The sequence below is a fragment of the Falsiruegeria mediterranea M17 genome (genome assembly GCF_900302455.1).
Classification (GTDB): domain Bacteria; phylum Pseudomonadota; class Alphaproteobacteria; order Rhodobacterales; family Rhodobacteraceae; genus Falsiruegeria; species Falsiruegeria mediterranea.
In genome coordinates this window covers 1-9,085 of the sequence record NZ_ONZG01000029.1, presented here as the reverse complement: position 1 = coordinate 9,085, position 9,085 = coordinate 1, and the positions used below count along the sequence as shown (strand labels likewise).

Genomic DNA, 9,085 nt, shown 5'->3' with positions numbered 1-9,085 from the left:
TCGAGATCGAAAACCTGGTCGGCACCAACTTCGACGACAGCCTGACGGGCAACAACGAGCGCAACCAGCTGTCGGGCCTGGACGGGGATGACTTCCTGTTCGGCTACGGCGGCACCGACTACATGAAAGGCGGCGCGGGCAACGATACGATCAACGGCGGCGCCGGGTCGGACTTTGCGATCTTTGACGGCAACCGCGGCGATTACACGATCACCCGGAGCTCGGCGACGGATGTGACGGTGACGGGGGCCGACGGCACCGACAGCCTGATCTCGGTCGAGTATTTCCAGTTCGACGACGAGACCGCGAACATCTGGCAATTCGCGATCGCGTAAGGCGGCAATCACGCCAACCGAAAAACAAAAAACCCCCGGCCCGTGTGATGCGGGCTGGTGGAGAAAGGGATCGCGTCTTGTCTAAGTGGGTCACGGGTTTTCATTTCGTAAGCAAAGGAGTTTCCGATGCCTACATCCCAGCTCGACAACAACGCAATACCGCCATGAAGTACGACAGGCGCCGATACAAGCGGTGCAATAGTATCCAAACCGTATTCGGTAGGGTTCAAGGACTGGAAACATGTAGCAACACACTATGGTCACTTGGCTAAAGTCTTCCTCTCAACCATAGCACTTGTTGCAGTCGCATCTACTGGTCACAAATCCCGGGCCGACAAACCTCACTTCACTCGGGGTTTGGTTCTACCATATTGATAACATGAGCTAGAAATATCACGTCGGTAACGATATGCGGTATTCGAATATCATTTTAGGAGATCATTGTGTCTATCGCCAGTTTTGCCAAAAATCTCACGCTTTCTTTTGATACTGAAGACCGCCCCATAACAGACGCGGAAAAGGATGTCCTTTTCGAAGCTCTTGCAAGTGATGAAGCAGATTTGGCCACTAAATTGGCGTTGCTCAGCTTTGTCAACGGGATAGGGGAAACCTCTGAAATTGCGGGTGCAACCGACACCCTGATTACGCAGCTCAGAGAGGAAGGGAGGAACGTTTCGGAATCGTTGCAGCAAATCAGTGGCTTCGTAAACATGTTTCTGGCTGGATTTATCCTGCCGGAACGTCGTGCTCCGCGCACCCGTAGCATGCAACGCACAGTTCTCAACTTTTATCACGCCCTTCCACCATTCCATACTTCAGGATACGCGATGCGGTCACATGCCCTGGCCACAGCGGCGCGCAATCACGGAGCATGGCAGCACAAACACCATTCCCGCATCGGGTACCCGTGGGATGTGCGGGGCAAACACCGTAACCCAAACGCCCGAACAACCTGGTATGATGGTACCCCCTACCTTCATGATCGCGGTACGATCGGCGCGCGGGGCGACCTCCGGGCACACATACTTGCCGCGACCGCGGCGATCCGACGCGCCATCTACCTTGAGCGGCCTTCCGTCGTGCAGGCGGCTTCAGCTTATGTGAACGCGCTACCCGTTCTGATCGCAGCTAGAGAGATGGGTGTCCCCTTCGTTTATGAGGTGCGTGGCCTCTGGGAAATCACTGCTGCGATGGGGCGGCCGCACTGGAAAAACACGGATCGTTTCAAGATAGATTTCGACATCGAGTGCATGATTGCCCGCGAAGCGGATGGTGTCATTGCAATCACCAACGGCGTGCGCGACGAACTGATACGGCGTGGGGTGGACGCGGACAATATTGTTCTATCCCCGAACTCCGTGTCAGATGGCAGCCTCGAAAATCTGCCCTGCGATCAAGATCTGCAGGACGAGTTGGGGCTGCTCCCCGGTATTCCCACACTCGGATACATTGGATCCTTCGTCAAATACGAGGGGTTGGAAATGCTGGTGGAAGCTTGCCAAAAGCTTCGCCAAGAGGGATATGAGTTCAACCTGCTCCTTGTTGGTGACGGCCCACATTACCAAACGTTCAAGAACAACTTGGATGAGATGGGCTGTGTTGATACTGTCATCCTTCCTGGGCGCGTCCCCCATGAGGAGGTTGCCCGGTACTATTCCCTGATCGATATTACCGTTTTTCCGCGGTTGTCTTACGAGGTTTGCGAGCTGGTTTCACCGCTGAAGCCGCTCGAGGCGCTGCTACTTGAAAAGCTGGTGATCGGATCATCGGTGGGCGGTATCCGTGAAATCATCGAACATGAGAAAAACGGGCTGATCTTCGAGGCAGGAAGTACCGGCGCCCTGACCGATCAACTGCGCGTGGTTCTGTCCTCTCCCGAGGAGTTTGATGCGCTCCGCAAAAAAGGGCGCGAATGGGTCCTTGAAAACCGCAAATGGTCACAGAACATTGCAACGGTCGAAGAACTGCTGACCCGGGTTTCACACCCGGTCATGCAGCCGTTGGAGGCCCCCATCCCAGTCACTCCCGGACAGATCGTGTCTGCGCAGGCCTCAGTCAATGGAGAATCCGATACACTGGATTTCATCTATACCGATGCCCAGGGCCATGTGATCCAATTGCAGGAAGAGCTGGTCGCGACTGCAAGAGAAAAGGAAATCCCGGTTGACAATATCGTTCCACAGAATGCCATTCAGTTGATTGATGTCACCAGCAGGAACCAAAATCAGGTCAACGTTTCAAACGCCCCGCTGGAAACATATACCCGGATTGATGCGGTCTCCCGGCATCCGCTGAACCAGACGTGCCTAGTTACATCCGAGCCGCTAGAAACGCGCGAAATACACGTCACCCCGGGCATGAATTACAGCCTGGTTGTGGATGTTGTGACACCGGCACAGGTTCCCAACCACGCATTGATTGGACTTGTACTGCTGGATGGTGAAAAAGAAGCGGTGCTGAAGACCGGGTTGCTTACGGTCGATGAGCGCAGTGATGCGGTGTATTGCTATCTGCAGAAAGAAGAAGGTGAGCAAGTCATCAACTTCAGGGTGCCAGATACGGTGTCGAAGATTTCGATCTATGTACAGAAATGGTCGGGCAAGAAGCTGCGCTCAGCAGAAGTGTCCTCTCACTTACAACTGAAAACGGTTGGTGAATACACCAAGACGCGCCACTTGCGCCTTGCGGACCGCTCGGAAAACGACATCACGTCTTCGGACGAACTGGTCCTGAAAAAAGCGCCAGTCATCGCGACTATGGCTGTTGAGCCGGGCCGGAGATACGAACTCACTTTCGAGACGCAACCAGCCCCGAGAAAGACCCCTCCCTCGATGCGGGCTGGTATCATCACCTTCAAGGGAACAGACGAGAACGGCACTGGAGACGCTGTCGCTTTCCCAGGCCTGCGGTTTTCAGACAATCTTGACAGCTATTATGAATATTTCACGTGCGGGCAGAAAGAAAAGATCCCGGTGACAATTCCCGAAGGCGTAAACCAACTGGAGCTTGGGCTTGCGTGCTGGTCGGCAAGCGACAGGTCGATCATTTGCTCGGATGCTGTGCTACTATCCGAAAAAACAGATCAGGAATTTAGCCTGAACTGGAATGTGGATCGCACAAAAAGCAATATCCTGCTGTTTGCTGACCTAGATGTGAACTTAGTCGATGGCTCTGCGGTCTGGATGGTGTCGATAGCAAACGCCTTGTCACGGCTCGACAACGTTCAAGTGCATGTCCTGCTACGCAAACCGATCACGGAATCTCCATTTGTGGATGATCTCAATTCCATCGAAAACTGCAGGATCATCGACGCAGTTTCCCATTTCCAAGGGGGGAGCAGTTTCTCTTCCAAAGAGAGCCCTGAAATCATTTCAAGGCTCGATGAGATGGTTGGCGGGTTCGACTATCTGGTTCTGCGGGGGTTTCAGGTCAACTATGCCCTGACCAAGAATGCGCGCCTGAATGGTCGCCTCTGTCCGTATCTGACGGATATTCCCCAGACGGACGACACCTTAGAGCAGGAGAAGCAGGATCAGATCGAGCTTATATTCCGTCGGGCAGGACGCATTTTTCTACAAAGCGACTGGTTGATCTCTTTTGTAAAAAGGAAATTCCCGGCACATGTGGACAAGCTTTTCAAGCTCCCTCCCATGTTGCCCGAGGTCGCTGAGAAAGCTACGGTACGCGCTGGAGCTTTCCCGGTTCAAGAGGCATTGGCCGCACCGAAAACCGATACCCTTAAGATCGTTTACGCGGGTAAGATGGCGCCGGAGTGGGGGATACTGGAACTCTTTGACGCATTCGACACATTGCGCCATGAACGTCCTGATCTGGAATTGCATGTCCTTGGTTCAAAGGTCCACAATCCTCCAGAGGATCCAGAATACTACGATAAGGTCATCAGCCGGCTTGGTAGCGGCAACGGAATTGTCTGGCAGCGTAGTCTTGATCGCCAGACTGTCTTGCAGATGCTACAGAGCTTCGACGTGGGTTGGAGCTGGCGGGACCCTGAGTTCGAAAATTCTAATCTGGAACTTTCAACTAAGCTTCTTGAGTATGGCGCATCAGGCTTGCCTGTCATCCTGACCCGCACGGACCGCTACGAGCAATTGCTGGGCAAGGATTACCCACTGTTGGCTGACAATTACGCGGGCGCTTTGGAGGCGATGCGGCTTGCGCTGGACAGTGCGGAAACCCGCCAAGCGGCGGCAGACAGACTTGGCAGCATTCTAGCGCCCCATGCCATGGCTGCTGTTAGCCGGTGTGCGCTGGCTCCGGCTTTGCCTATGCGCACCAAACGGCAGGAACGCATTCTGCTTACGGGCCACGATCTGAAGTTCAGCGGTGACATCCAAGCGTCACTTGTCGCCCAAGGATATTCCGTTTGTACGGACCTCTGGGCCGGTCATGAACGCCACGACGAAGTGGCCAGCACAAATCTGCTTCTGTCCAGTGATATTATCTTTTGCGAGTGGGCTTTGGGGAATCTTGTCTGGTATTCTCATCGGGTACAGCCGGGCCAAAAGCTCATCGCGCGATTGCACGCTCAGGAGATATTCACCGACTACCCTCGTGCGGTGAAATGGGATGCTGTTGATACAGTTATCTTTGTGAGCGAAAATTATCGTCGTATGGGGATCGAGCAATTCGGAATTCCCGAGGAAAAGTGCGTGGTTATCCCCAACAGTGTAGACATGAATTGGTTTTCACCGGTTGGTCAGCCGGTGCGTGGCAAACGTCTTGGGATAATGGGGATCGTACCCTGGTTGAAACGTCCTGATCGTGCGGTTCGCATTCTGGAACTTCTCCGCGAGGAAGATCCAGAATTCAGTCTGAGCATCAAAGGCAAGTTGCCTTCGGATTATCCCTGGATGCGCAACAGGTCGGAAGAAGGCAGGCTATATACCGAATTGACCCGACATATCATCGCAACACCCGGGCTCAAAGAGGCGATCAGCTTTGATGGGTTTGGTCATGATGTTCCGGTCTGGGCTTCGGGTATCGATTTCATTCTGTCCACCAGCGATCGGGAAAGCTTCCATCTTGCGATCCCGGAGGCGGCCGCAACTGGGGCTCAACCGGTCATTCTTCCTTGGGAGGGGGCACAAGAAATCTACCCAGAGAACTGGGTCGTGGCGGATGAAGAAGCTGCTGCGGAATTTATTTTGCGCAAGGTCGCCTTTTCTCAAAAAACACGCAAACGGCATGCCGCAAAAAACCGTGACTATGTTGCCCGCACATTTTCGTTGCAGTCTGTGAGCAATATGATCCTTGATCTGATACAAGCGGACCCGCAGATACCCGTCCCGAGCTCAGAGCAGAAAAGAAAAGATGCATGAAAAAAGATAGTTATGAATGGGGCAAACAAATCCTTGACCGGGGGGAATGGTTTGCGCCTCGTTTCGGTACGGCCTCCTTGTCTGAACCTATCGACTGGTTCCAGAACCCGTTTTCGAACAGGTCCTGGGTCTGGCTGCTGCATCAATTTTCTTTTTTTCGGGATTTGTTTGCCGTTGATGATGAGGAGGGCGGAACGCGTGGCATGGAATTTGCCCTCAGAACGGTGCAGAGCTGGTGGGCGCAGTTCCCTGATTACGACGCCGCCCCAAAAGACATCTGGCACGACCACGGATCAGCTTTTAGGGCACTGAACCTGATCCAGTTATACAGAAGGCTCGAGGATCTGGGGACACGTCAGGATGACCTCGTCTATTTACAGGGGCTCATTGACGTCCATGCTACTTATCTATCGCTGGAGGAGAAATACTCCCGCAACTCCAATCACGGCCTGGATCAATCCCTGGTGCTCTTTCAACTGGCAAAGGAGTTCCCCCAAAGCAGCTGGTCGCAATCTCATGCGGCCACCGCGCGGCAGCGCTTGGTATTTGAGGTCGACAATGCCTTTGCGCCGGATGGTGGGCACCTGGAAAATAGTGTTCACTATCAAGTAGTTGGCATTGTGCAGCTGCTCGAGATCCTTGCTGTGGAACAGAGTTATTGCGCCCCGGAAGACGGCATCATACCCGACTTGAAGGAGCGGATTGATCTGGCGTTGAAGCGCTTGTGTTTCATGGTTTCCCCTTTGGGGAATTTCACGCTGATTGGGGATACCGAGGCCAATATGCGCCCAGACCCGTTTGCCCGGACCACGTGGGTGCCTGATCATCTGCCGAACTGGCAGTTCGTCAGAAGCAAAGGCAGATTGGGAGAGCCACCGGCAAAGCCCGACATGATGCTCAAGGAGACAGGCTGGATCGTGATGCGCGACACCTGGAGCGGGCCAGAGGACATCCATCTCATTTCGAAATGTGGGTATAATAAACAATACCACCGTCACGATGATGATACTGCGATCATCCTGCACGGTTTCGGCACCGAATGGATTACGGATGGCGGCTTGTACGCCTATCAGGAGCGCGATCCGCTGCGCCTCCTATTGCGGTCTCACAAGGGGCATTCGCTCAGTTATCCCGATGGAGTCACTCCCGTCCGGCGCTTGGCCGAGAGCGAGGTACGGAGCTGTGTGAAACAACGCTATTCAGGCGCGTACAGAGCCCATGTCACGCTTGAATCCCATATGTTTCCAGAATTTGTGTCGGTACGAAAAATATTCTTCGACAGGCGAAAGAAGCTGCTAGAGCTGCATGACGTCATAACCCCGACCTCCTCAGAGGGTGAAGCGCGCCCCTATGTGACCCAGTTCCTTATTCCCGGCGACAAAGAGGTCGAGGTTATCGAGGATCAGCGGGTGTCTATCCGAAGCGAAACGCACCGACTGGAAATCACGTGTTCGGTTCCTCCGTCCAGCATCGATGTTGTCAAAGGACAGGAAGAGCCAGAGCTGCGAGGATGGCGTTCACCCCGGTTCGGGGTCAAGGAGGACGTCCATAGCCTGTGCTTCCACCATCATGCACCAACTCTGGATTGCAGCTATAGCTTGCAGTTCATGGTATGATAAAAGGGCTGGTGGGCGGGGCAACCGGCTGATCTAAAGAATTCTTCTTTGCATCTCATCAGTGTTGCAATTGGCACGAGACACTCATCGGCACGTCTGGCGATGACACGCTGAATGGCGGTCGAACACCTGCAGTTCGATGACGCCACGACCCGCATCCGGGATCTGAAGATTCTGTAGCGGCAGTGCGCGTGGTTCGTGCCTGTCTTGCCTAAATTTGCGAACATGGTAGCCTTTGTCTGTTTAGACAAATTGGTTTCAGAACGCATTTAGACAGAGGGGCAAGACGTGACTGCGGGAACCCGAATTGGAGACAGCTTTACTTTTTTGGCCGACCAGCCGAACAACAATTTTCCCCAAAGCGTGGATCGGTTCAGCAAAACCGATCTTTTGCAGTTGGGACCGAACCTGGTCGCACTTGGATATAACAGCATACAGCGTGGCGTGATTGAATTCTTCGATCCCCAAACCGGGGTCGAAGCGCGCGACAACGCCTTTTTGAACGTTCTTGTGCCGTTTTTTGGGCAACAGGTTCCGGTGCCTGTCGAGGACATCACATTGGTCCCGTTGAGCGGCCAGAGGTTTTTTGCCGCCTGGCAGACGGAAATTCCCAACACCACCACGAACAAGTTGTCGCTCAACATCTTTGGCACAGACGGTGCCCGGATCGGTACAGAGGTGGAGATCAGCAGTGGCGATGCCCGCCATCCGGTGTCCCCTTCGGCCTTTGCCTTGTCGGATGGATCTGTCCTGCTGAGCTGGGAGCATGACAGTGATCACCAGAGTTTCCAGATCTACGACCAGAACCTGACACCCCGGTTCGCCAACCCCATCGAATATACCCCGATCCGCGGATTGGATGGCCCTTTGCAGATCCGCGAATTGTCCGATCGTCTGGCGGTCTTTTATGCGGAAGAAACCTTTGATTTTCGCACCCGCACGGTCGATTCCGATCTCAAGCTTGAATTCTGGGATCTGACCACGGGTGCCCTGATCGGTACACCGCAAACCTTGAATTTTGCCGGGGCTGGTGAAACGCAATCCTCTCCCGAAGTGCTCGACACCGCCGAAACAGCAGATGGTGGCATGGCGGTGCTCTACAGCGTGGCCATCTCGGACGGCATGGGCAACGACCGTCAGGATGTTTTTGTCGAGCTTTACGAGGCGGATGGCACCCAGCACCGCAGCGTGTTCAGCCCGCGCGCCATTGATTTTGGCGTGGATCTGGCAGCGGTTGGTCTGTCTTCGGGCTCGGCAAGTCGCGAGGTGAAAATTCTGGGGTTGCCGGATGGGGGGTATGCGATCCTGTTCGTGCGCACGGATGATGGTGTGACCCCCCTGCAGAACTTTCCCGATCGTGACATCTATCTGATGATCTATGACGCCAACGAGGCCCGCGTTCTGGACCCCACCCGCGTCAATGCGGATCAGACCGGCGAACAGGGTGGGTTTGACGCAGAGGTCTTCGAGAACGGCGAACTTTTGGTGTCGTATTATTCCCTCGACGGGGGGGCTGAACACGCGACTGTGCAAAGGATATCTCTCGGCGACATGATGCCTGCAGGCCCCCCGATTGACGGCACGTCTGCAACGGAAACCCTGCACGGCACCGCTGCGGGCGAGCAGATCAATGGGCTTGGCGGGTATGACTGGATCATTCCGGGTCGTGGCAATGACACCGTGGATGGCGGCGTGGGGCGGGACATGGTGTCTTACTCCGACGCGCCTGAGGTGGCCGGGCGGGGGACGGCATTCATGCTGGATCTCGATCTGGGCGCGGGCACGGCCGAGCTTT

At 54.6% G+C, this 9,085-nt stretch carries 3 protein-coding genes and 2 pseudogenes; all 5 read left to right on the top strand.

Going from position 1 to position 9,085, the window contains the following annotated elements:
* Positions 1–335, top strand: a pseudogene (locus tag TRM7615_RS25075) (hypothetical protein); the annotation flags it as partial.
* Between the two features lie 113 nt (positions 336–448).
* Positions 449–710 (top strand): annotated as a pseudogene (locus TRM7615_RS26075) (hypothetical protein); the annotation flags it as partial.
* Positions 711–778: 68 nt separating this feature from the next.
* Positions 779–5,674: a glycosyltransferase gene (locus tag TRM7615_RS25070; protein ID WP_108792712.1), complete on the top strand. Its 4,896-nt coding sequence runs from the start codon at positions 779–781 to the stop codon at positions 5,672–5,674.
* A complete protein-coding gene (locus tag TRM7615_RS25065; protein ID WP_108792711.1) occupies positions 5,671–7,290 on the top strand; it encodes a heparinase II/III family protein in 1,620 nt (539 codons plus the stop codon). The genes TRM7615_RS25070 and TRM7615_RS25065 overlap by 4 nt, the downstream gene beginning before the upstream one ends.
* A gap of 288 nt (positions 7,291–7,578) precedes the next feature.
* On the top strand, positions 7,579–9,085 hold a 1,507-nt coding region (locus TRM7615_RS25060), incomplete at its 3' end, for a hypothetical protein (RefSeq protein WP_165821548.1).